The sequence below is a fragment of the Streptomyces sp. NRRL B-24085 genome (assembly GCF_001282115.1).
In the GTDB taxonomy this organism is placed as follows: domain Bacteria; phylum Actinomycetota; class Actinomycetes; order Streptomycetales; family Streptomycetaceae; genus Streptomyces.
Genome location: NZ_LJBR01000131.1, coordinates 1 through 20,838, shown reverse-complemented (window position 1 = coordinate 20,838; position 20,838 = coordinate 1). Strand labels below are relative to the sequence as shown.

25 protein-coding genes are annotated in these 20,838 nt (G+C 72.7%); 13 read left to right on the top strand and 12 right to left on the bottom strand.

All coding sequences use genetic code 11. From position 1 onward, the window contains the following. From AOJ26_RS16485 to AOJ26_RS16455, 7 genes are all read left to right on the top strand, one after another. Positions 1-824, top strand: an 824-nt coding sequence (locus tag AOJ26_RS16485) for an alpha/beta hydrolase (protein WP_053849048.1), incomplete at its 5' end; no start/stop codon positions are given. Next, positions 817-2,052, top strand: a complete 1,236-nt coding sequence (locus AOJ26_RS16480) for an acyltransferase family protein (protein ID WP_053849047.1) — start codon at positions 817-819, stop codon at positions 2,050-2,052. The genes AOJ26_RS16485 and AOJ26_RS16480, both read left to right, overlap by 8 nt. Further along, a complete protein-coding gene (locus AOJ26_RS16475; RefSeq protein ID WP_053849046.1) occupies positions 2,045-3,415 on the top strand; it encodes a histidine kinase in 1,371 nt (456 codons plus the stop codon). The genes AOJ26_RS16480 and AOJ26_RS16475 overlap by 8 nt, the downstream gene beginning before the upstream one ends. Further along, positions 3,412-4,095: a response regulator gene (locus AOJ26_RS16470; protein WP_053849045.1), complete on the top strand. Its 684-nt coding sequence runs from the start codon at positions 3,412-3,414 to the stop codon at positions 4,093-4,095. Before AOJ26_RS16475 ends, AOJ26_RS16470 begins: the two co-directional genes overlap by 4 nt. 98 nt (positions 4,096-4,193) lie before the next feature. After that, on the top strand, positions 4,194-5,570 hold the full coding sequence (locus tag AOJ26_RS16465; protein ID WP_053849044.1) for a sensor histidine kinase: 1,377 nt from the start codon (positions 4,194-4,196) through the stop codon (positions 5,568-5,570). After that, positions 5,567-6,232, top strand: coding sequence for a response regulator transcription factor (locus tag AOJ26_RS16460; protein WP_053849043.1), 666 nt, complete (start codon positions 5,567-5,569; stop codon positions 6,230-6,232). Before AOJ26_RS16465 ends, AOJ26_RS16460 begins: the two co-directional genes overlap by 4 nt. 103 nt (positions 6,233-6,335) lie before the next feature. Beyond that, positions 6,336-7,541 (top strand): cytochrome P450, encoded by a 1,206-nt coding sequence (locus AOJ26_RS16455; RefSeq protein ID WP_053849042.1) that lies wholly within the window; start codon positions 6,336-6,338, stop codon positions 7,539-7,541. Here the strand turns inward: AOJ26_RS16455 and AOJ26_RS16450 are convergent. Genes AOJ26_RS16450 through AOJ26_RS16440 form a run of 3 tightly spaced genes read right to left on the bottom strand, consistent with a single transcriptional unit; the run spans position 7,538 to position 10,284 of the window. Then, positions 7,538-7,789, bottom strand: a complete 252-nt coding sequence (locus AOJ26_RS16450; protein WP_063790280.1) for a hypothetical protein — start codon at positions 7,787-7,789, stop codon at positions 7,538-7,540. The two genes, AOJ26_RS16455 and AOJ26_RS16450, sit on opposite strands and share 4 nt — an antisense overlap. 33 nt (positions 7,790-7,822) lie before the next feature. Continuing rightward, positions 7,823-9,391, bottom strand: a complete 1,569-nt coding sequence (locus AOJ26_RS16445) for an ABC transporter permease (RefSeq protein WP_053849040.1) — start codon at positions 9,389-9,391, stop codon at positions 7,823-7,825. Next, positions 9,388-10,284: an ABC transporter ATP-binding protein gene (locus AOJ26_RS16440; RefSeq protein ID WP_053849039.1), complete on the bottom strand. Its 897-nt coding sequence runs from the start codon at positions 10,282-10,284 to the stop codon at positions 9,388-9,390. Before AOJ26_RS16440 ends, AOJ26_RS16445 begins: the two co-directional genes overlap by 4 nt. Before the next feature lie 72 nt (positions 10,285-10,356). On the opposite strand from AOJ26_RS16440, the gene AOJ26_RS16435 reads away from it, so the two are divergent. Then, a complete protein-coding gene (locus AOJ26_RS16435) occupies positions 10,357-10,851 on the top strand; it encodes a GbsR/MarR family transcriptional regulator (protein ID WP_053849038.1) in 495 nt (164 codons plus the stop codon). A 91-nt stretch (positions 10,852-10,942) separates the two neighbouring features. Here the strand turns inward: AOJ26_RS16435 and AOJ26_RS16430 are convergent, their stop codons facing one another. Beyond that, the gene (locus AOJ26_RS16430) at positions 10,943-11,788 is read right to left on the bottom strand and encodes a hypothetical protein (RefSeq protein WP_053849037.1); all 846 of its coding nucleotides are present in this window, start codon (positions 11,786-11,788) and stop codon (positions 10,943-10,945) included. Between the two features lie 189 nt (positions 11,789-11,977). On the opposite strand from AOJ26_RS16430, the gene AOJ26_RS16425 reads away from it, so the two are divergent. Next, positions 11,978-13,261: an adenylosuccinate synthase gene (locus AOJ26_RS16425; RefSeq protein ID WP_053849036.1), complete on the top strand. Its 1,284-nt coding sequence runs from the start codon at positions 11,978-11,980 to the stop codon at positions 13,259-13,261. Between the two features lie 155 nt (positions 13,262-13,416). Here AOJ26_RS16425 and AOJ26_RS16420 read toward each other — a convergent pair whose 3' ends face one another. The 4 genes from AOJ26_RS16420 to AOJ26_RS16405 all read right to left on the bottom strand — a co-directional run bounded on the left by AOJ26_RS16420 (position 13,417) and on the right by AOJ26_RS16405 (position 15,127). Continuing rightward, positions 13,417-13,788 carry a peptidase inhibitor family I36 protein gene (locus tag AOJ26_RS16420; RefSeq protein ID WP_053849035.1) on the bottom strand — a complete coding sequence of 124 codons (372 nt, stop codon included), beginning with the start codon at positions 13,786-13,788 and terminating at the stop codon, positions 13,417-13,419. After that, positions 13,785-14,303 carry a hypothetical protein gene (locus tag AOJ26_RS16415; protein ID WP_053849034.1) on the bottom strand — a complete coding sequence of 173 codons (519 nt, stop codon included), beginning with the start codon at positions 14,301-14,303 and terminating at the stop codon, positions 13,785-13,787. The genes AOJ26_RS16420 and AOJ26_RS16415 overlap by 4 nt, the downstream gene beginning before the upstream one ends. A 7-nt stretch (positions 14,304-14,310) precedes the next feature. Then, positions 14,311-14,673 (bottom strand): hypothetical protein, encoded by a 363-nt coding sequence (locus AOJ26_RS16410; RefSeq protein ID WP_053849033.1) that lies wholly within the window; start codon positions 14,671-14,673, stop codon positions 14,311-14,313. Positions 14,674-14,839: 166 nt separating this feature from the next. Beyond that, complete coding sequence (locus AOJ26_RS16405) at positions 14,840-15,127, bottom strand: SCO4225 family membrane protein (protein ID WP_053849049.1); 288 nt, start codon at positions 15,125-15,127, stop codon at positions 14,840-14,842. 230 nt (positions 15,128-15,357) lie between these two features. Between AOJ26_RS16405 and AOJ26_RS16400 the strand changes: the two genes are divergently transcribed. Beyond that, positions 15,358-15,651, top strand: coding sequence for a hypothetical protein (locus tag AOJ26_RS16400; protein ID WP_053849032.1), 294 nt, complete (start codon positions 15,358-15,360; stop codon positions 15,649-15,651). A gap of 13 nt (positions 15,652-15,664) precedes the next feature. Here the strand turns inward: AOJ26_RS16400 and AOJ26_RS16395 are convergent, their stop codons facing one another. The 3 genes from AOJ26_RS16395 to AOJ26_RS16385 all read right to left on the bottom strand — a co-directional run bounded on the left by AOJ26_RS16395 (position 15,665) and on the right by AOJ26_RS16385 (position 18,595). Beyond that, positions 15,665-16,315, bottom strand: coding sequence for a hypothetical protein (locus AOJ26_RS16395; RefSeq protein WP_053849031.1), 651 nt, complete (start codon positions 16,313-16,315; stop codon positions 15,665-15,667). 130 nt (positions 16,316-16,445) lie between these two features. Next, a complete protein-coding gene (locus AOJ26_RS16390) occupies positions 16,446-17,147 on the bottom strand; it encodes a GntR family transcriptional regulator (protein ID WP_053849030.1) in 702 nt (233 codons plus the stop codon). 92 nt (positions 17,148-17,239) lie between these two features. Next, positions 17,240-18,595 carry an aspartate aminotransferase family protein gene (locus AOJ26_RS16385; RefSeq protein WP_053849029.1) on the bottom strand — a complete coding sequence of 452 codons (1,356 nt, stop codon included), beginning with the start codon at positions 18,593-18,595 and terminating at the stop codon, positions 17,240-17,242. A gap of 139 nt (positions 18,596-18,734) precedes the next feature. On the opposite strand from AOJ26_RS16385, the gene AOJ26_RS16380 reads away from it, so the two are divergent. Genes AOJ26_RS16380 through AOJ26_RS16370 form a run of 3 tightly spaced genes read left to right on the top strand, consistent with a single transcriptional unit; the run spans position 18,735 to position 20,119 of the window. Next, on the top strand, positions 18,735-19,340 hold the full coding sequence (locus AOJ26_RS16380) for a type 1 glutamine amidotransferase family protein (protein ID WP_053849028.1): 606 nt from the start codon (positions 18,735-18,737) through the stop codon (positions 19,338-19,340). Next, positions 19,337-19,795 (top strand): MarR family winged helix-turn-helix transcriptional regulator, encoded by a 459-nt coding sequence (locus tag AOJ26_RS16375; protein ID WP_053849027.1) that lies wholly within the window; start codon positions 19,337-19,339, stop codon positions 19,793-19,795. The genes AOJ26_RS16380 and AOJ26_RS16375 overlap by 4 nt, the downstream gene beginning before the upstream one ends. Before the next feature lie 57 nt (positions 19,796-19,852). Then, the gene (locus AOJ26_RS16370) at positions 19,853-20,119 is read left to right on the top strand and encodes a hypothetical protein (RefSeq protein WP_053849026.1); all 267 of its coding nucleotides are present in this window, start codon (positions 19,853-19,855) and stop codon (positions 20,117-20,119) included. Positions 20,120-20,342: 223 nt separating this feature from the next. Here AOJ26_RS16370 and AOJ26_RS16365 read toward each other — a convergent pair. Then, on the bottom strand, positions 20,343-20,838 hold a 496-nt coding region (locus AOJ26_RS16365; protein ID WP_053849025.1), incomplete at its 5' end, for an SLATT domain-containing protein.

Here is a 20,838-nt window from a genome sequence, read left to right as displayed (position 1 = left end):
CCCTCGACGAGATCTACGCCGCCAACAGCGCCAACGCCGCCGAGGCCGCCCGCGCGGCCGAGGCCCACGGCGACACCCACCGCGCGGCGGCGGACCGGAAGCTGGCCGCCCCCGCCCGCCACCTCCTCGCCTTCGACGGCCGGGGCCCCGGAAGCGCGACAGAGGTCTTCGGCGACCTCGCCCACGCCGACCACGTGGCCGTCCTGGTCCCCGGCTCCGACACCTCCCTGGACACCTACGACCGCTTCCGGACGACGGCCGCGGCCCTGCACCGGCAGCTCACCGCCACCGCCCCGCACGGCACCCGGACCGCGGTGGTCGCCTGGCTCGGCTACCGCACCCCGGCCACCGTCAGCACCGCGGTCCTGACCCCGGGCAGGGCCGAGGCCGCGGCCCCTCACCTGCGTGCCTTCATACGCCGACTCCAGGGCGTCGTCGGCAGCACCGGCACCCTCTCCCTGGTCTGCCACTCCTACGGCTCGGTGGTCTGCGCCCGGGCCGCCGCCCACCTGGACATCGACGACCTGGCCCTCATCGGCAGCCCCGGCACCGGCGCCGACACCGCCGCGGCCCTGGGCACCCCCGCCCGGGTCTGGGCGGCCAGGGGCGCGGACGACTGGGTCGCCGAGGTCCCGCACGTGAGGACCGACCTCTTCGGCGTCACCGTCGGATTCGGCACCGACCCGGTCTCCCCGGCCTTCGGCGCCCACGTCTTCGCCGCCGGACGGGGCGGCCACAGCGACTACTTCAGCCCGGGCTCGGTCTCCCTGACCAACCTCGCCCGGATCGTCCTCGGAGACACCGCGGAGGTGACCCGTGCCTGAGAACCACGACCCGCGACACGGCTTCGGCATACGCCGGGGCGCGAACGGCATACGCCGGGCCGCCCACCGGATCGACGCGGCGACACCCCACGCCCGGGACCGTGCCGTCGACGCCCTGCGCGCCTTCGCGATCCTCGGCGTCGTCCTCGGCCACTGGCTGGTGACCGCCCTGGTCGCCGACGGAGACGCCCTGCACACCGCGAGCCCGCTCCAGCACATGCCGTGGCTGGCCCCGATCTCCTGGGCCTTCCAGACCCTGGCCGTGTTCTTCCTGGTCGGCGGCCATGTGGCGACCCGCGGCTACACCTCGGCCCGCGCCCGCGGGACGACGTACCGGCAGTGGCTGACGAACCGTCTCGCGCGGCTGTTCAAGCCGGTGGCGGCCGTCCTCGCCCTGTGGACGGTCACCGCGACGGCCCTGCTGCTGACCGGCGCCCCGTACGGGACGGTCCGCACCCTGGTCAGGCTCGCTCTGTCCCCGATGTGGTTCCTCCTGGTCTTCGGTGCCCTCACGGCCGCCACCCCGCTCCTGCTGAGGCTGCACCCGCTGTGGCCGCTGGCCGTCGTCCTGCACGTGGACCTCGTGCGCTTCGGGCTGGGCGGCCCGGACTGGCTGGGCTGGGTGAACCTGGCGGCCGGCTGGCTGGTCCCCTACACCCTGGGCGCGGCCTGGACCCGGGGCGAGCTGGAGCGGCGGCGTGCGGGGTGGCTCCTGCTCGGGGGCGGTGCGACGGCGACCGCGGTGCTCGTCGTGTGGGCGGGGTATCCGGCGTCGATGGTCGGGGTGCCGGGCGCCCCGGTGTCCAACCTGAACCCGCCGACGCTGGCCGCCGTCGCCTTCGGCCTGGCCCAGTGCGGGCTCGCCCTGCTGCTGCGCGACCGGTTGCGCGGCGGGATGCGACGCCCCCTGATCTGGGCGGCGGTGGCACTCGTCAACCTCTCCGCCATGACGGTCTTCCTGTGGCACCAGACGGCGCTGATGGCCACCACGGCCACCGGCCTCGCGCTCGGCAGGCTCCCCGGGCTGCACACCGTGCCCGACGGCCTGGACTGGGTGGGCGCCCGGCTCGCCTGGCTCCCGGTGTTCGTCCTCGTCCTCGCCGTCTGCCGGTCGGCCTTCCGGTCGTTCGAGCAGGGCCCGCGCCGGGTCGGGGGCCGTCCGTCACGAGTGGTGCGGGTGCACCGCAGGACCGATCCGGCGGCAGCGGAGGAGGCGCGTCGTGCCTAGGGTGGTCGACGTGCGGGAGACGGGGGTCGGACAGGTGGTCAGGGACCGTGTGCTGGGCTGGCTGCGGGTGCTGCGCGCGGACCTGTGCACGCTCCGGGTAGACCCGCTGCCCCCGTCCGTCTGGCTCCGCTGGCTGCCGCACGGCCTGGTGTGCATGGTCGCCCTCGGAGTCACCATCGGCGCCGTGGCGCAGCTCGAGGACAACGGCGGGGTGGGCGTCAGCCTCGCCTTCGCGGTCGGTCTCGCCCAGGGTGCCGCCGTCGTGTTCGCGCTGTGGCGGCCCGTCCCGGCGTGGTGGTTCTCGACCGCGGCCATGGTGGTCGGCGCCGTCGAGGTGCGACGGCACCTGCTGGCCGGCGGCGCGCACGGCTTCACCTGGCCCTGGTCCTCCGGTGGACTCATCGGACACATGGTCGTCCTCCTGCTGCTCGCCCTGCGGGTGCCCACACGCGTGGCCGCCGAGGCGCTGGCGGTGACCCTGCTTCTCACGTACCTCGTCGAGGGCGTGCTGGGGGCGGCCGACTTCCAGCCCACGGGGATACTCGCGGCCACCCTGTTCCCCGTGGTGGTGGTGCTCGGCACCGCCCTGCGGGGCCGCCGGGAGGCCAGCAGGGCGCTCGTCGAGCAGACCACGCTCACCGCCGAGGAGCGGGCCCGCCGCACCCTGCTGGAGGAGCGCAGCCGCATCGCGCGCGAACTGCACGACGTCGTCGCCCACCACATGTCCGTCATCTCGATCCAGGCGCAGGTCGCCCCGCACCTGGTCGAGAACCCCTCCGCGGAACTGCGCGAGAACCTCGACGGCATCCGGCAGAACGCGCTGGAGGCGCTGACCGAGCTGCGCCGGGTCCTGGGCGTGCTGCGGGCCGAACACCCCGACACCGCGCAGGAGTCCGCCGACCCCGTCACCGGCACCGCCCCGCACGCCCCGCAGCCCACCCTGGACCGGCTGGACGCGCTGGTGGAGAACACCCGGGCGGCCGGACTGAGCGTCCGGGTCGACGTGCGGGGCGTCCGGCGGCCCCTGCCGTCCGGCGTGGAGCTGTCGGCGTACCGCATCGTGCAGGAGGCGCTGAGCAACGCCTTGCGCCACGCGCCCGGCGCGACCGCCTCCGTCTCGCTCGTCCACTACCTGCACGGGGTGGACGTGCGGATCGTCAACTCCCGCCCCACCCGCGCCGTGGCCGCGTCACCGGGCGCGGGACACGGGCTGCTCGGCATGCGGGAGCGGGCCGCGATGCTGGGCGGGACACTGCGCGCCGGCCCCCGCCCCGACGGCGGCTACGAGGTGGCCGCGTATCTTCCGACCGCGCCCCCGGGCGCGCCCGAACAGGTCACCGACTCCGAGGACGGCAGCGCATGACGACCGGCACGAGCGGAGACATCCGCGTACTCATCGCCGACGACCAGCAGATGGTCCGGCAGGGCTTCAGCGTGCTGCTGAGCGCCCAGCCCGGCATCGAGGTGATCGGGCAGGCGGTGGACGGCCTGGACGCCGTCGCCCAGGTCGCCGAACTCGTCCCGGACGTCGTCCTGATGGACATCCGCATGCCCGAGCTGGGCGGCATCGAGGCCACCCGCCGTATCACCGGCGAGCGCCCGGAGATCAGGGTCCTGGTGCTGACGACCTTCGACCTCGACGAGTACGTCTACGAGGCGCTGCGGGCCGGCGCGTCCGGGTTCCTCCTCAAGGACGCCTCCGCGGAGCAGCTCGCCGAGGCCGTGCGCGTGGTGGCGGCCGGGGACGCGCTGCTCGCGCCCGGTGTCACCCGGCGGCTGATCGCCGAGTTCTCCCGCCTCGACAAGCGGCCCCGCTCCCCCCTCAAGAGCCGGGTCGGGGAGCTGACCGAGCGGGAGACGGAGGTCCTCGCGCTGATCGCACAGGGTCTGTCGAACGCCGAGATCGCCGAGCGGCTGGTGGTGGCCGAGCAGACCGTGAAGACGCACGTGGGCCGCATCCTGGTGAAGCTGGGCCTCAGGGACCGCACCCAGGCCGCGGTGTTCGCGTACGAGTCGGGGCTGGTCAGACCGTCCGGCTACTGATCGGCCCGCTCCGGTACCCGTAGTACCTGAGAGGGACGCCGAAGGACCCGTCTCGCTGGTGACGACGGGGACACCGGCCCCGGCCTACCGTTCTGAACGTGACCGATACGACCGAGACGCAGATGACACCGCCGCACGGCGGCAGCGGCGGGTACGACGCGTACAAGTTCCGCAGCCCCGAGTTCAGAGCCGCCGTGAGCGCCCTGCGCGGCCTGCGGCACGACCTGATCAGCGACATCTTCACCTACCGCCCGCTGCCTCCGACCCCCGTCGGCAGGGGCCTTCCCCGTCTGCTGCACGGCCGCCCGCGGGAGTACGCGGTCTGGACGCCGCACGCGCTGATCACCGCGGCCGGCCTGCTCGCGATGCTCATCGGGGCGGAGAACAGCGGCCGCGGTGCGACCACCAACCTCTTCGTCGGCCTGTGCGCCCTGGTCCCGGTCCTGCTGACCATGGTGCGGCCGGTCATGGCCTTCTGGCTGTCGCTGGCCGCGACCGCGGTCACCTATCCGGTGGCCTTCGTCAACTCCTGGCAGCAGGACTGGCCGTGGCTGCCGGGCGGCTTCGCCTGCCACCTCGTGGTGCTCACCGTGGTGGCGATACGCACCAGGCCGCGTACGGCGGCCTGGATGTGGCTGCTGACCGGGGTCTACGGGGTGCTGTGGCAGGGCGCCCTCGGCGCCGGTCACTACTACCGCTCCAACACCGTGGAGATGCTCTTCGTCTCCGCCCTGTCCCTGCTCGCCGTGACCGTCTGGCACATACGCCGGGACGCCCAGCGGACGGTGACCGCCCAGCAGACGGTGACCGCCCACGAGCGCTCCCGCCGCACCCTCCTGGAGGAGCGCACGACCATCGCCCGCGAGCTGCACGACGTGGTCGCCCACCACATGTCGGTCGTCGCCATCCAGGCGGAGGCGGCCCCCTACCGGGTGGAGAACCCGCCGCCGGAGCTGGAGAAGGCGTTCGCCACCATCCGGGAGAACGCGGTGGCGGCCCTCACCGAGCTGCGCCGGGTCCTGGGCGTGGTCCGCGCCGAGGACTACGAGGCGCCGGACGCCCCGCAGCCCACCCTCGCCGACCTCGACGCCCTCCTCGACAACGTGCGGGGAGCGGGCCTGAGCGTCGACAAGGCGGTCACCGGAGCGGTCCGCGAACTCCCGCAGGGCGTGGAGCTGTCGGCGTACCGGATCGTCCAGGAGGCGCTGAGCAACACCCTGCGGCACGCCCCGGGGGCCAGCGCGCGGGTCGAGATCGGATACGTCCTGGGCGGCCTGGGCCTGCGCATAGTCAACGGCCCGCGCCCCGAGCTGTCGCTGGTGAAGCCCTCGCCCGGAGCGGGCCACGGCATCACCGGCATGCGGGAGCGGGTCTCCATGCTGGGCGGCGAGATGACGGCGGGCGCCACGGACGACGGCGGGTACGAGGTGGCGGTGTTCCTGCCGGTGCCGCTCAGGGACGAGGGTGAGGCATGACGATCCGGGTTCTGGTCGCGGACGACCAGATGATGGTCCGCGAGGGCTTCTCGGTGCTGCTGAACGCGATGCCGGACATCGAGGTGGTCGGCGAGGCCGTCAACGGCCGCGAGGCGGTGGACCGGGTCCGTGAACTCGCCCCGGACGTGGTCCTGATGGACATCCGGATGCCGGAGCTGAACGGCATCGAGGCGACCCGGGAGATCGTCGCGGCCGACGGCACGGCGAAGGTCCTGGTCCTGACGACCTTCGACCTCGACGAGTACGTGTACCAGGCGCTGCGCGCGGGAGCCTCCGGCTTCCTCCTCAAGGACGCCTCCGCCCGTCAGCTCGCCGAAGGGGTACGGGTGGTGGCGTCCGGCGAGGCACTCCTGGCGCCCTCGGTCACCCGGCGCCTGATCACGGAGTTCTCCAAGCTGTCCGAGTCCCCGAGGCTCATGGCCTCGGCCCACACGGCCTACGGCGACCTCACCGACCGCGAGACGGAGGTGCTGGTCCTCATCGCCCAGGGCCTGTCCAACTCGGAGATGGCCGAGCGCCTGGTGGTGGCCGAGTCGACGATCAAGACCCACGTCAGCCGCATCCTGGTCAAGCTGGGCCTGAGGGACCGCACCCAGGCGGCGGTCTTCGCCTACGAGGCACGGCTGGTGACACCGGGGTAGGGGGCGCGCGGTCCACCCGGTCATGCGGTGCGGAGTGGTGTCGTGCCGGGACCCGGGAGAACCCCCCTGGTCAGAAGGCCGCTTCCCGGGCTAGCGTCCCCGCATGGCAGCCTTCGATCCCTGGGACCCGGCGTTTCTCGCCGACCCGTACCCCGCCTACGCCGAGCTCCGCGCCAAGGGCCGTGTGCAGTACTTCGAGCCCACGAACCAGTGGCTCGTCCCGCACCACGCGGACGTCTCCGCGCTGCTCAGGGACCGCAGGCTCGGGCGGACCTACCAGCACCGGTTCACGCACGAGGAGTTCGGGCGGACGGCGCCGCCGGCGGAGCACGAGCCGTTCCACACGCTCAACGACCACGGGATGCTCGACCTGGAGCCGCCGGACCACACCCGGATCCGGCGTCTGGTGTCGAAGGCGTTCACCCCGCGTACGGTCGAGCGGTTGAAGCCGTATGTGACCGGCCTGGCCGGTGAGCTGGTGGACCGCCTGGTCGCGGCGGGCGGCGGGGATCTGCTGACCGATGTCGCCGAGCCGCTCCCGGTCGCCGTGATCGCCGAGATGCTGGGCATCCCGGAGGCGGACCGGGCGCCGCTGCGGCCCTGGTCGGCGGACATCTGCGGGATGTACGAGCTGAACCCGTCCGAGGACGTGGCGGCGCGGGCGGTCCGGGCGTCGGTCGAGTTCTCCGACTACCTCCGCGACCTGATCGCCGAGCGCCGCAAGGAGCCCGGGGACGACCTGATCTCGGGCCTCATCGCCGCGCACGACGAGGGCGACCGTCTCACCGAGCAGGAGATGATCTCCACCTGCGTCCTGCTGCTCAACGCGGGCCACGAGGCCACCGTGAACGCCACGGTCAACGGCTGGTGGGCGCTGTTCCGCAACCCCGGCGAGCTGCGCGCGCTCCGCGCCGACCACTCCCTCGTCCCGCGGGCCGTCGAGGAGCTCATGCGCTACGACACCCCGCTCCAGCTCTTCGAGCGCTGGGTGCTGGACGACATCGAGATCGACGGGACGGCTGTCCCGAGGGGCGCCGAGATCGCCCTGCTCTTCGGCTCCGCCAACCACGATCCCGAGGTCTTCCGGGACCCCGAGCGCCTCGACCTCGCCCGCGCCGACAACCCGCACATCTCCTTCAGCGCCGGCATCCACTACTGCATCGGCGCGCCCCTGGCCCGTATCGAACTGGCCGCCTCCATGACAGCCCTGCTGGAGAAGGCCCCCACCCTGACCCTGGCGGCGGACCCGGAACGCAAGCCCAACTTCGTGATCCGCGGTCTGGAGGGACTGAGCGTCCGCATCGGCTAGAGCCGCCGACGGTCCCGCACCCGTGCCAGCACGGTGAACGCGAGCAGCGGAAGGAAGGCTCCGCCCAGCACCACCAGCGGCAGCTCCGTGAACAGGACCGTGAGGTCCATGCCCTCGTTCTCGAAGCCGCCGCCCAGGTGGCGCCGGGTGCGGGGCATGGACAGCCACAGCAGGGGGGCCGCCGTCGCGCCCAGTGCCGAGAGCGCGCAGCCGCCGCAGGTCATCGGGTCCGTGCCGGATCTCGCCATGAACCGGGGGACGCGTCGCGCCCCCCGGGTGGTTCACGTCGTCAGGTCACGCCGCCGAAGGCCTGCCAGCCCCGTGGTGACGAGGACGGCCGCCAGCGCGGTCAGGACCAGCACCGGCCCCCACCGCATCTCGCCGCCCGGGAGCTTCGGCAGGTGGCCGAAGGGCGACAGGTCCAGCACCGCCCGCGGAACGTCCAGCGCCGGTCCGACCCAGCCGATCAGCAGCACCGCCCCGGCGACTCCCCAGGCCAGTGGAGCAAGGCGCGGGGCGAGCCCGTACAGGAGGACGGTGAGCCCCCCGACCACCCACACCGCCGGGACCTGGACGAGGCACGCGCCCAGGACCGGTCCGGTCTCCTTGCCGTAGCCGACGGCGAGACCGAGGCCGGCGAGCAGCATCACGAGTGCCGAGCCGCCGAAGGCGATCACCAGGTGGCCCGCGGCCCACCGCAGCCGGCCCACCGCGTTCGCCAGCACCGGTTCCGCCCGCATCGAGGTCTCCTCGCCGTGCAGCCGCAGCACCGAGGCGACGACGTACAGCGCGGCCACCAGACCCAGCATCCCGGTCATGGAGGCGAGGAACGCGTCCGTGATCCCGGACTGTCCGCCCATCCGCTCGAAGATCTCGCGGGCCTTGGCGTTGTCGCCGACCAGGTCGGCCACGGCGTCCGTCAGACCGCCGTAGACCACCCCGGCGAGGAGGAAGCCGGCCGACCAGCCGAGCAGTGCGCCCCGCTGGAGCCGCCAGGCCAGCGCGCCCGCCGTGCCCAGGCGGCCGGACGCGGGCCCGGGGCGCGTCGCTACGAAGCTCATGCCCACGTCCCTGCGGCCCGCCAGGACGTAGGCCAGCGCGCCCTGGCCGGCCACCGCCGCCGCGAACAACAGCAGCACCCACCAGCGTTCGCCGGCGAAGGGACGCACCTGCGACAGCCAGCCGAGCGGCGACAGCCAGGTGAGGACGGAGGACCCGTCGGTGGACACCGAGTCCCCGGCCGCCCGCAGCACGAAGGCCGCGCCCAGCACCCCCGCCGTCACGCCCCGCGCCAGCCGTGCGCTCTCCGTCACCTGCGCGACGATCGCGGCCGTGGTGGCGAACAGCATGCCCACCGCGCCGAGCCCCAGGCCGAAGGCCAGCGCTCCCGCGGCGCCCCGGCCCGCGAGTCCGGCCGTCACCAGCAGGGCCAGCACACCGTTCGCCACGGCCGCCGCGAGCAGCGCGGCCGTCAGCGAGGCCCGCCGGCCCACCACGCCCGAGGACAGCATCTCCTGCCGGCCGCTCTCCTCCTCGTCGCGGGTGTGGCGTACGACGACGAGGAGCCCGGTCGCGGCGGCGAGTGCTCCGGCGTAGACGCCGACGCGCCAGGCGGTGAGGGCGCCGAGGGAGTCGTCGAAGACGGGGCCGATCAGCGCGCGGAGGGAGGAGTTGGCGGCCACCTGGTGCAGCAGGTCGGCGCGCTCGGCCGGGGTGGCGTACAGGCTCTCCAGGGTGTTCGGCATGGAGAGGACCAGCAGGGCGTTCACCGCCACCCACGCCGGGATCATCAGCCGGTCGCGGCGCAGGTTGAAGCGCAGGAGCACGCCGGTGCCCGTCAGGGAGGTCATGAGGCCGCGGCCTCGTCCTGGTAGTGCCGCAGGAACAGCTCCTCCAGCGTCGGCGGGGTCGACGTCAGCGAGCGCACGCCCGACTCGCTCAACTGCCGGAGCACCGCGTCCAGTCGGTCGGTGTCCACCTGGAGCCGCACCCGGCGGCCCTGGACGTCGAGGTCGTGGACGCCGGGCAGGTGGGCCAACCCGTTGGGGGCGCCCGCGAGTTCGGCCGTGACGCTGGTGCGGGTCAGGTGGCGCAGGTCGGCCAGTGAACCCGTCTCCACGGTCCGGCCGCGCCGGATGATGCTGACCCGGTCGCAGAGTTCCTCGACCTCGCTGAGGATGTGCGAGGACAGCAGGACCGTACGGCCGCGCTCGCGTTCCTCCTCCACGCAGCGCTGGAAGACCGCCTCCATCAGCGGGTCCAGTCCGGACGTCGGCTCGTCGAGGATCAGCAGGTCCACGTCCGAGGCGAACGCGGCGACCAGGGCGACCTTCTGGCGGTTGCCCTTCGAGTAGGTGCGGCCCTTCTTGGTGGGGTCGAGCTCGAAGCGTTCGACGAGCTCGGCACGCCGGGCGGGATCGAGTCCGCCGCGCAGCCGGCCGTAGAGGTCGATGACCTCGCCGCCGGAGAGGTTGCGCCACAGGGTCACGTCGCCGGGGACGTAGGCGATGCGGCGGTGCACCTCGACCGCGTCGGCCCACGGGTCGCGGCCCAGGACCTGCGCGGCGCCGGAGTCGGCGCGCAGCAGGCCGAGCAGGACGCGGATGGCGGTGGACTTGCCGGCGCCGTTGGGGCCGAGGAATCCGTGCACCTCGCCGGTCTCGACCTCCAGGTCGAGGCCGTCGAGCGCGTGGGTCCTGCCGAACGACTTGTGCAGTCCGGAGACGGTGATGGCCTTGGTCATGCTTCAGAACGTACGCTTCTTTCAGAAATTTGTGAAGTTACAGAAACGTATAAAGCCCGTTAGGGTGGTGGCATGACGGAGTCGAAGGCGGTGGAGCGGGACCCGGAGGCGGTCTCACGGTTCGTGGAGCGGTTCGCCGCCCAACTGGTCGAGGCGGGACTCCAGAGGATGCCGGCCCGGGTCTTCTCGGCCCTGCTCGCCTCCGACAGCGGCGCCCTGACCTCCGCCGAACTGAGCGAGCAGTTGCAGATCAGCCCGGCGGCCGTCTCCGGGGCCGTGCGCTACCTGGCGCAGGTGCACATGCTGTCGCGCGAGCGGGAGCCCGGCTCGCGGCGCGAGCGCTACCGGGTCCACTCCGACCAGTGGTACCACGCGCTCACCAACCGCGAGACGATCATCAAGCGGTGGGAGGACGCCCTGCGCGAGGGGGTGGCCAGCCTGGGCGCCGGGACACCGGCCGGGCACCGGCTGGCCGAGACCCTGGCGTTCTTCGAGTTCATCGAGAAGGACGTGGCGCAGATGATGGAGCGCTGGAAGGCCCACCGCGCCAGGCTGTTCGGGGCCTAGCGCTCCCCGGTCCCTGCCGGCACGGTCCGGCCGGCAGCGGACACCTGTCGACCGTACGTCTGGGGCCGCAGGGGCGGCACGGGCGCGGGGTTCACGAGGGGAGCACGAGCCCCACGGCCCGCTCCCGCACCGTCCACGTCCGTCTGCGCACCGGTCCGGCCACCCCGGCGTCCGCCCGGTAGCGGAAGTCCGCCCCGGTGACGGTCACCGTCCTGCCGGTGGCGAACAGGGGGGAGGCCTCCGCCCCCACCGACAGCGGGCGCACCTCGACCGCGGCCAGGCCGCCCCCGGAGCCCGGGGTCACCGAGACCGCCTCCAGGGGCTGGTCCAGGTCGACCAGGGTCTCCCCGTCGACCTCCACCCGCAGCCGTGCGGGCCCGGGGACGGCGGGCGCGGTCTCCCGCGCGGGGCGGGGCGGCACCAGGGTCCGTACGAGGGACTGGCAGGTCCGCAGCCAGGGCCGGGCCGCCTCCAGCGGTTCCACGCGCGCGGCCGGCGCGGGGATCCGCAGTGCCCCGAGGACCACGCCGTCGCTGTCGTCCACCAGCATGTCCAGCCGCCGCTCGGCCCCCTCCAGGACCGCCCGCGCGGCCGCGACCGCCCCCGAGGGCACCCCCAGCGCGTGGGCGACGCCAAGGACCGGGCCCACCGGCACCACCGAGAGCACACATCCGGCCAGCTCCCGCTGCCGGTGCAGCAGCACCACCGTCCGCATCAGCGCGCGGTCGTCCCCGACCACCACCGGGCGTCGCGAGCCCCGCCGGGCCAGTGCCCGGGCGAACTCCTCGGGCCCGTCCGGCAGACACACCTTCGTCGCCGCACCCGCGCTGAGCACGTCTTTCACGATCCGTACGGACTCGCCGTCCGTCTGCCGGGCGACCGGGTCGATGACCACCAACAGCTGATCGGACGTCGCGGAAGTCGCCACCTCGGCCATGCCTCGCTTCCTCGGGTAGCATCTTTGTGCAAGAGCCCCTTGCGCTATTGCGCCAGGGGCTTCGTCTATTCCGGGGCATCCGGGTCCGACGGGCAGCGGCCGACGACGGCCGTGGTGCACGCGACGGAGTGAACCGTACGCGTACGCCCCCGACCTTGGACATGCCCCGCCCGGAAGGGGTGTACGCGCGTGCCCGCACTTGTGCTGCTCGGTGCTCAGTGGGGTGACGAAGGCAAGGGAAAGGCGACCGACCTGCTCGGTGGCTCGGTGGACTATGTGGTGCGCTACCAGGGCGGCAACAACGCCGGCCACACGGTAGTCGTGGGCGATCAGAAGTACGCCCTCCACCTCCTCCCTTCCGGAATCCTGTCGCCGGGGTGCACCCCGGTCATCGGCAACGGTGTCGTCGTCGATCCGTCGGTCCTGTTCTCCGAGCTGAACGGACTGAACGACCGCGGCGTCGACACCTCCAAGCTCCTGATCAGCGGCAACGCCCACATCATCACGCCGTACAACGTCACCGTGGACAAGGTGACGGAACGCTTCCTCGGAAAGCGCAAGATCGGCACCACGGGGCGCGGCATCGGACCGACCTACGCGGACAAGATCAACCGCGTGGGCATCCGGATCCAGGACCTGTACGACGAGTCGATCCTGACCCAGAAGGTCGAGGCGGCACTCGACGGCAAGAACCAGCTCCTCACCAAGGTCTTCAACCGCCGGGCCATCGAGGTCGGCCAGGTCGTCGAGGAACTGCTGGGCTACGCCGACAAGCTGAAGCCCTACGTCGCCGACACGGTCCTCGTCCTCAACCAGGCCCTGGAGCAGGACAAGGTCGTCCTGTTCGAGGGCGGCCAGGGCACCCTCCTGGACATCGACCACGGCACGTACCCGTTCGTCACCTCGTCGAACCCGACCGCCGGCGGTGCCTGCACCGGCGCCGGCGTGGGCCCGACGAAGATCAGCCGGGTCATCGGCATCCTGAAGGCGTACACGACCCGGGTGGGCTCCGGCCCCTTCCCCACCGAACTCTTCGACGAGGACGGCGAGGCGCTGCGCCGCATCGGCGGTGAGCGGGGTGTCACCACCGGCCGTGACCGTCGCTGCGGCTGGTTCGACGCGGTGATCGCCCGCTACGCGACCCGCGTCAACGGCCTCACCGACTTCTTCCTCACCAAGCTCGACGTGCTCACCGGCTGGGAGCAGATCCCGGTCTGTGTCGCGTACGAGATCGACGGCGAGCGGGTCGAGGAACTCCCGTACTCCCAGACCGACTTCCACCACGCGAAGCCCGTCTACGAGTACCTGCCCGGCTGGAGCGAGGACATCACGAAGGCCAAGACCTTCGCGGACCTCCCGAAGAACGCCCAGGGTTACGTGAAGGCGCTGGAGGAGATGTCCGGCGCCCCGATCTCCGCGATCGGCGTGGGTCCGGGCCGGGACGAGACGATCGAGATCAACTCGTTCCTGTAGATCCCTCCTGCTCGACAGCCACGGGCCGGTCAAGGACTTCCTCGACCGGCCCGTGGCCTTTTTCGAGCGCGGACTTCGTCACACGGGCCGACACCGGCCCGTCCGGCCACGGGGCCGGCCGCCAATCGTCGACGGTTCCTCCGGCCGCGGCCGGTTCAGCAGCCGGTGGCCCAGATGTGGGAGTCCCCGCGGTCGTTGGCCACGCCGTTGTAGCCGGCCTCCTGGCCGGGCGCGAGACAGAGGGTCATCGGGCCGGACTGGCCGGCGGAGGCGTACACCTTGACGTGGTCCTTGATGCCGGGGCCCGAGATGCCGTGGTTGGCCCAGGACGAGTCCTGGTCGGCGATGTTGCTCTCCCACCAGCCGTCGTCGCCGGTCCACTCGATCTTCTGGCCCTGGTAGTTCGCGTCCGTCCACGCGCAGAAGTTCCCGCTGCCGCAGGCCGCCGCCTGGGCCGAGGCCGAGGTGGCGAGGACGGCTCCGGTGGCGAGCAGTCCGGCGGACAGGACGGCGATGAAGCGCTTCACTGGTTTCCCTTCGGGTGGGGGGTGCCGCCCTCCAGCAGGGCGGTCGCTGTGGTGAGGGCGCGGGCCCGCAGCCGCCGCCACTCCGCGATCTCCGCGCGGTGCGCGGCCCGGACCTCGGAGAGCGGGCGGCCGGTCCGCACGGCCTCGGGCCGGAGGTTGTTGACGACGACCGAGGTGCGGAACCAGCGGTCCTGGTCGCCGTAGAGCCGCTCCTGCGCCGCCGCGAGGCAGCCGTCGGTGTGGGAGCGGACCACATGGCCGGTGGACAGCTGGAGCGACAACTCCGCCCGGCCGGTGCCGAACAGCGCGTCGGACACGCGCTGCCGGTCCGACTCCGGGGTCAGGCCCCGCCGGGTCAGGCAGGCGTCGGTGAGCGCGCGGGTGGCCGCCTTGATCACGTCGTCGGCCGAGGGCTCCGGCCGGGCGGCCCCCGCCGTGCAGGCGGACGCGGTGAGGAGGGTCAGGAGGGTCAGGAGGGTGAGGACGGCCGGGGCCGTCGCCGTACGGGCACGCATGAGCGGGTCAGCCGGCCTGGCAGCCCATGGGGGAGTCGCTGACCCCGTCGAACTTCGTGGCCCAGCCCCAGTTGTCGGAGTAGTCGTCCGGCCGGATGGCCCGGTAGAGGCAGGCGCCGCCGCCCTGGAAGCTGATCGCGTACACGGTCACCGGTGCGTGCGAGTCGAAGGAGTACGCGTGCCGCTTCACCCGCGGTGCCGCCTCCTTGTACCCCGGAGGCGCGTAGTCCCAGGCACCGCCCGGCCCCGTCTGCCCCGGCTCGGCCCAGAAGTAGACGTGCCCCGGCGGTACGGCGGCGGCATGGGCGGGCGGGGCGACGAGGGGCGACAGGGCGGCGAGCAGCACGGACGTGATCAAGGCGGAGCGCATGCGCGCTGCATGCCCAGCCCTTTTCGGGCGCATGCGGACATTCACCCGTTCAGTGGATCACCGTCGGCCGGCGCTCCAGAACACAGGGCCGGCGGGCGCCGAGAGGTGGTGGGCGGCAGACCGGAAGCGGCGCCTGCGCAGGGGTGGTCGGGGCGGCGGTGAGCGCTCAGACCGTGCGCTGCGAGCGACGGCCGCCCAGGCCCCGGTACGCCGCCTCGAGCACCGCCGCGTTCACCACGGCACCCGTGACGATCCCGGCCCACGCCGGCACCCCCGGCACCGTCACGAACAGCAGCGAGGCCGGAGCCGTGACCACGAACGCCCAGACCCCGGCGAAGCTCGCGTCGGCGTGCTCGACGAACAGGGCGTCCACGCAGACCCAGCCGAGGACCGCGGTCACGAGGAGCAGGTAGCCGAGCGCGAGCGGGTTGCGGATGTAGCGCGAGCCGTTCATCGGGATCCCCCAGGAAGTCTTCGCGGAGCTGCGGGCTCCGTCCGTGCCCTCCACGATGCCGGGCCACCGGCGGCTCCCGCCTGAGTAGCGGTACTCAACCTCCCTGGGGGCCGGGCGGAACCGCGGTCCGGTCCGGCTGCTCCCACCGGAGCGACCAGGGATAAATGCCCCGTTCGGGCATATTCTGGGATGGTGCGAAGAGGCGTGTCGATCCGGAGAAGGTGAGTGCGATGCGCGTACTGCTCAAGGTGTCCATGGACACGGAGAAGGCGAACGAGGCCATCAGCAACGGCACCCTGCCGAAGCTGATCGAGGCGTCGCTGGAACAGATCAAGCCCGAGGCGGCCTACTTCACCTCCGAGAACGGTCAGCGCACCGCTTTCCTGTTCTTCGACCTGCAGGACAGCTCACTGATGCCGGTGATCAGCGAGCCGTTCTTCATGCACCTGGGCGCCAAGGTCAGCTACACCCCGGTGATGAACCGCGACGACCTGCAGAAGGGGCTCTCCCAGCTCGGACGCTGAACCCCGGCGGTCCTCAGCTGAAGATGATCATCGAGCCCTGGGCGAGGCTCCGGGTCGCCGCCGCGTGCAGCCCCAGCCAGACATGGCGTTCGCGGGCGAAGGGGCTGGGGTCGTACGGCGCGGGAACGGCCGGCTCCTCCAGCTCGGTGGGGGCGCGCGGCGGCTCAGGGGGCGCCGGCGGGTTGGCCGGATCGATGCCGATCACCGGGGCCACGAACTCCAGTTCCCGCAGCAGGGCCTGCGAGGAGCCCAACGGGCCGCCGCCCGCGAGCAGTTCGTCGTTGGCCAGCGGGTGCGGGAAGTCGACGGGGACGTACGCGCCCGCGTGGTCGTAGTGCCAGACCAGATGGGACTGCTGGGCCGTGGTCTCGAACATCTCCAGCAACTGCTCGTAGTCGCCGCCCAGTTCGTCCACGGGGGTGACCGGGAGCCCGCAGACCTGGAGCAGGTAGGCGCGCCGCAGGAAGTGCAGGGCGTCGTAGTCGAAACCGGCCACCGGGGCGACCTCGCCGGACAGTCCCGGCATGTACTGGTACACCGGCACCGGCGGCAACCCGGCCTCGGCGAGCACCTTGTTGTATTGCGCGAGTTCCTCGGCGAACGGGTTGTCCGGGGTGTGGCACAACACATCGACGAGCGGGACCAGCCACAGGTCACAGGCCAAAAGACAGCTCCTCGGATACGCGCGGTGCGCGGATGTCGTCACACGGTGGTCAGGGAAGGGTAGTCGCTGGGGTCCCCGGGCGGGGCCCCTTGTGCGGGTCGTGGTGGTCCCTTACCCGTGCCGGGGGCCGTCAGTCGGCGGTGAGGCCCTCGATGAGGGTCAGATAGTGGCCGTTGTAGGCGGCGAGGAGCTCGCGGGCGGCCCCGGTGTCCCGCCGGTACAGGGCGTCGGCGACCTCGGGGTGCCCGGACCACAGGCTGCCGCGCAGATCGGTGAGCCGGCGCAGGTGCTGGACCGTGCACACCCAGGTCTGCACGCGCAGCCGGTGCAGGAAGTCGGCGAGGTAGGGGTTGCCGAACAGGACGCTCAGTTCCCGCCAGAAGCGCAGGTCGTAGCCGATCAGTACGGTCAGGTCGCCCGCGGTGGCGGCCCGCTGGGCCTCCTCGCCGCGTCGCCGTACGCCCGCCACGGCCGCGGCGGTACGGGGCTCGTCCAGCTGCTGGAGGACGGGGTGACCGGCGTCGAGGGCCTGGAACATACCGTCCGTGACCAGGCTGCGGGCCTCGATCATGCCGCGGAAGTCGGCGAGGGAGTACTCGTGGACATGGAAGCCGCGGTGCTGGTCGGCCTCCAGGAGCCCCTGCGCGGACAGGTCCACGAGGGCCTCGCGGACCGGGGTGGCGGAGACGCCGTACTGCTCGGCGATCTCCTTGACGGTGAACTCCTGCCCCGGCTGGAGCCGTCCGGCCAGTACCTCGTCGCGCAGCGCGTCCGCGATCTGCTGCCGCAGCGTGCTGCGGGTGACGGCACCGTTGCCGCTGCTGCCGGGCATCGTCGGGGCGCCTCCCTCGCGCAGGTGCAGATGGCGTGCTCGTACATATGTCTACGAGCACGCCACCTTACGCGTTCGAAGGCGCCGGGGGTTTACTCCGTGTACTCGTCCGCCACGGAGAGCGCGGTGTCCAGGGCGGCGAGCCCTTCCTTGAGTTCGGCCTCGCTGACGTTGCAGGGCGGGACCACGTGCGTCCGGTTCATGTTGACGAACGGCCAGAGGCCCTGCTTCTTCGCGGCGGCCGCGAACGCGGCCATCGGGGCGTTCGCCTCGCCCGCCGCGTTGTAGGGCACGAGCGGCTCGCGGGTCTCCTTGTTCCTCACGAGCTCCAGGGCCCAGAACATGCCCGTGCCCCGCACCTCGCCGACGCTCGGGTGCCGCTCGGCGAGCTCCCGCAGCGCCGGCTCCAGGACGGCCCTACCGAGGTGCCTGGCGTTGTCGACGACGCCCTCCTCCGCCATGACGTCGATGGTCGCGACGGCGGCCGCGCAGGCGAGCGGGTGTCCCGAGTAGGTGAGCCCGCCGGGGTAGGGCCGCTTGGCGAAGGTCTCGGCGATGGCCCCGGAGATGGCGACCCCGCCGAGCGGCACGTACCCGCTGTTGACGCCCTTGGCGAAGGTCATCAGGTCGGGCGTGACGTCGAACAGGTCGGCGGCGAACCATTCACCGGTCCGCCCGAACCCGGCCATGACCTCGTCCAGGACGAAGACGATCCCGTACTTGTCGCAGATCTCGCGGACGCCGGCGAGGTAACCGGGCGGGGGAACCATGATCCCCGCGGTCCCCGGGATGGTCTCCAGGATGATCGCGGCGACGGTGGCGGGCCCCTCGAAGGCGATCGTCGTCTCCAGGTGCTCAAGGGCCCGCGCGGTCTCCTGCTCCTCCGTCTCGGCGTAGAAGCGGGACCGGTACAGGAAGGGCGCCCAGAAGTGCACGACCCCGGCCGAGCCGCTGTCGGAGGCCCAGCGGCGGGGGTCGCCGGTGAGGTTGACGGCCTGCTGCGTACCGCCGTGGTACGAGCGGTAGGCGGACAGCACCTTGGGCCGCCCGGTGTGCAGCCGGGCCATCCGCACGGCGTGCTCCACCGCGTCCGCGCCGCCGTTGGTGAAGAAGATCTTGTCCAGGTCACCGGGCGTCCGCTCGGCGATCAGCCGGGCCGCCTCCGAGCGCGCCTCGATCGCGAAGGCGGGCGCGAACGTCGTCATCGTCGCGGCCTGCTCCTGGATCGCGGCGACGACCTTCGGGTGCTGGTACCCGATGTTGGTGTAGACGAGCCCGCTGGTGAAGTCGAGGTAGCGGTTCCCGTCGTAGTCCCAGAAGTACGAGCCCTCCGCACCGGCGACGGCGAGCGGGTCGATGAGCTCCTGTGCGGACCAGGAGTGGAACACATGAGCACGGTCCGCGGCCTTCACGGCGACGCCGACCTCGGGGTGTGGCTGAGGGGTCATGCGAGCGAGCGTAAATGTCCGCGATACGGAAGCGGTATCGGCGTCCTGTCTGTGGACGGGGGCTTTCCGCGACAGGTTGTCCAGGTCGCGTTGTCCGGTCGTGCTTGACAGTCTGCTGTCTAAATGACAGGATGCTGTCATGACTCGGAAGCCTGTGCACCACGCCGTGTACGACACCTGTGCCGACTGGGAGACGGGCCACGCCACGGCCTACCTCGCCCGGGCCGGGTACGCGATCCGGACGGTCGGGCCCTCGCGTGAGCCGGTGACGTCCATCGGGGGGCTGAGGGTTCAGCCCGCGTGCGCCCTGGACGACGTACGGCCCGCCGAGAGCTCCCTGTTGATCCTCCCGGGCGCCGACCTCTGGGACGCGGGCGACGACCTCGCCCCCTTCGCCCGCAAGGCGCGGGAGTTCCTCGACGCCGGGGTCCCCGTCGCCGCGATCTGCGGGGCCACCGCGGGACTCGCGCGCGAGGGGCTGCTCGACGACCGGGAGCACACCAGCGCCGTGTCCTTCTACCTGGCGGCCACGGGCTACGCCGGCGCCGAGCGGTACGTCGACGCGGACGCCGTGACCGACGGCGGCCTGGTCACCGCCGGACCCACCGAGCCCGTCGCGTTCGCCCGGGAGATCTTCCGGCTGCTCGGGGTGTACGAGGGCGAGGTGCTCGACGCCTGGTACCGCCTGTTCCACGACTCCGACCCCGAGGCGTACGCCGTGCTGGAGAGGGCGGCCGCGCAGTGAGCCGGGAGCGGCAGGAGCTGCTCAGCCGCGGCGCGCTCGGGGTGTTCCGGCTCAACGGGCAGTTCCTCGCCGTGGCCGACGAGCTGGCCGGACCCGCCGGGCTCACCGCCGCCTGGTGGCAGGTGCTCGGCGCCGTGCTCCGGCAGCCGCTCCCGGTCGCCGGGATCGCCCGGGAGATGGGCATCACCCGGCAGAGCGTGCAGCGGATCGCCGATCTGCTGGTGGAGCGGGGGCTGGCCGAGTACCGGCCCAACCCGGCCCACCGGCGCGCCAAGCTCCTCGACCCGACCGAGGAGGGACTGGCCGCCGTGCGCCGGATCGACCCGGGGCACGCGGCCTTCGCCGACCGGCTCGCCGAGGCCTTCGGGGAGGACGAACTCGCCGGGGCCGTGGAGATGCTGGAGCGGTTGTCCAAGGTGCTCGACCAGCTCTCGACGGGCGGCGGACCGACGTAGACACTGGTCTTCTGTCGCGCAGGTGTGCGGGCGCGCGGTCTCGGGGGAGGGCCTGCGATGGAGGAACACGGCTCCGCCGACCCGGCGGACGGCGAGGGGCGGGGCCATGCCCGGGAGCGGCGTACGCCCGGCGTCTACCTGACGCCGTACCCGCCGGAGCCGGGACCGGCGGCGGGGGACCGCAGCCGGGCCGTCACGCTGGCACTCCTCGCGGTCGCGCTCGTGGTGGCGCTGGGCGCCGGCGGCACGGTCTACGCCGTCCTGGACGACGAGGGCCCCGCCGCCCCCGGCACCGCGCCGACGGCCCCAGCGGTCTCGCCCTGAAACCCCCTTGTCCGTACGGCGGTTGAACGCCCGCGAACCTCGCCCCGCCGGCCCGCAGGGTCCGCTCGCACGGCCGTACGGTGGCGCGGTGGGGACCGGCGTCGTCGCGTCCGGGGCGAGGGCACGAGCCAGGACGTGATCCGGGGACAGGGGTGGCTGCCGTGCGGGCGGGCGGCACGGCTGTGCGGCTGACGGGCCGTCCCGGAGACGGTCTCCAGCCGGTTCACCGGGGCTCCGGCGGGCGCTGGCGGGGCATGTTCGGGCGGGCCGGCGGCCCCGGGGGGAGCGGGAAGCGGCCCTGGGCGCCGCCGGGGTCCTGGCGTCCCCCGGAGGTCACCGCGCCCTGGATGCCCATCGGCGCGGACCCGTTGCGGAACTCCACGATCCAGTCGGCCGTCTCCACCCGGACCAGCTCCGTCACGTCCTCCGAGAAGCGGCGCAGCACGCCCAGACAGCGCTCCGTGGCCTCGGCGGCCGTGCCCTCCGTGGGGCCGAGCACCTCGCGGACGCTCTCCGATGCCCAGTCGAACTGGAGGGCCTGGAGGCGGCGCTGCACGGCCTGCGCGGTGGCCACGTCCCTTATCCAGCCGGAGGTCACCCCGAAGTAGCGGTCGACGGCCACGCAGGCCACCGCGAGGAGCAGGGAGAGATAGCCCCAGGGCGCGATCCCGGCCCCCACCACCCCCGTCAGCCCGAGCAACGGCAGCACGGCCCCGGTC